1 protein-coding gene is annotated in these 1,582 nt (G+C 60.7%); it reads left to right on the top strand.

Features of this window, described 5'->3' with window-relative positions:
• Positions 1–71: 71 nt before the first annotated feature.
• On the top strand, positions 72–1,229 hold the full coding sequence (locus NKJ12_RS32010; RefSeq protein WP_352613659.1) for an IS110 family RNA-guided transposase: 1,158 nt from the start codon (positions 72–74) through the stop codon (positions 1,227–1,229).
• The last annotated feature ends 353 nt before the right edge of the window (positions 1,230–1,582 follow it).

Raw genomic sequence — 1,582 nt, forward strand, 5'->3', positions numbered from 1 at the left:
CATGAGAAGCTATGCGGGGGAGCGGCGAGGTGGCACCATCGTCGTACGATCAACCCGAAGGATAGACTATCATGTCCAAAGTCGACGATCTCAGCCGATCAATCACTGTATTGGATCAAGCTCGCACTGTGCTCGTCGTTGTAGAAATGAGTCAAAATAACTGGCTGGTGGCCGGAATGCTTCCCGGCGTTCAGCGACACCCCCTCAAGAAACTCGATCCCGATCCCAATGCATTGCTCGGTTTGATCGCGCGTTGGCGATCGGAGGCGGAGGCTGCGGGCATGCCGATAGACCGGGTCGCGCTGGCCTTCGAGGCTGGGCGAGACGGCTTCTGGCTGGCCCGGTGGCTGCAGACGCGAGGCATAGACGCTCACGTCATCCATTCAACCAGCGTCGCCGTGAACCGTGAACACCGACGGGCGAAAACCGACAGGCTAGACACGGCCATGCTGATGCGCGTGTTCCTGGGTTGGCTGCGTGGCGAGCGTGGCCACTGCCGCATGGTGGCGATCCCATCACTGGCGGAAGAGGATGCCAAGCGGCCGAGCCGCGAGCGGGAGAACCTGGTCAGCGAGAAAACGCGGATAGTCAATCGCATGAAAGGGGCGCTGGCTCGGCTCGGCATCCGTGGCTTCAAGCCCGAGCTTCGCCGGGCGCCGAAGAAGTTGCCGGACCTGCGCACTTCGGAAGGACAGCCGCTTCCGCCGAATATGCTGGAAGAGATGCGGCGCGACATGGCTCGGCTTGCGGTGGTGCGCGATCAGATCACGACGATTGAAAAAGCCAGAATTGCCCAGCTTGAGCAGGCGCCCGCGTCGGGGTATAATGCAATGGTTGTGCTATTGGCGCGCGTGATTGGTGTCGGGATTGAGACAGCCGACATGCTGGTCCACGAGGTGCTTAGCCGCAACCTCAGAGACCGGCGCGCGGTGGCGCGTTACGCCGGTCTGACAGGCTCCCCCGACGAGAGCGGATCTAAACGACGCGAAAAGGGGTTGGCCAAGGCAGGCAACGCCCGGGTGCGACGCGGGCTGATCCAATTGGCCTGGCGCTTCCTGAGATTCCAAAAGAATAGCGAACTGACGCAATGGTTCCAGGCACGAGCGGCACAGGGCGCCCGCAAGACGACGATGATCGTGGCGCTCGCACGCAAGTTACTCATCGCGCTCTGGCGATTGGTTACCGTCGGCGAAATCCCGATGGGCGTCACATTGCGCCCGATGAACTGAACACACTGCAGGGCGCCTGACGGATCAACCGCCGTAATGACGCCCGCGCGTATCGATTCGAGGTGGCGGTGTCCCGATGGACACCATGGCGTTATTTGCCGTCATGAGAATGGGCCCGCCGCCTCGGAGCCTTGCTGCTGAAGCCAATGACTGCTTCATGGTCCGGGTCTTTTGCAGACCCACCGAATACAAGGTTGCGGCGTAATGCGATGCGCCCAAAGGCAGGCTCCCCTCGAATTTGATGCTCGCGGACCAATGCACAAGGCAGTGACCAACCGTTCTGTTATGGCTATCCTGACCGCTTTACCGCGAAATCAGTGAAGGCCCCTTGACAACGAAATCCCCATACAAGG

It is taken from the genome of Mesorhizobium sp. M0195, from assembly GCF_040322115.1.
In the GTDB taxonomy this organism is placed as follows: Bacteria; Pseudomonadota; Alphaproteobacteria; order Rhizobiales; family Rhizobiaceae; genus Mesorhizobium.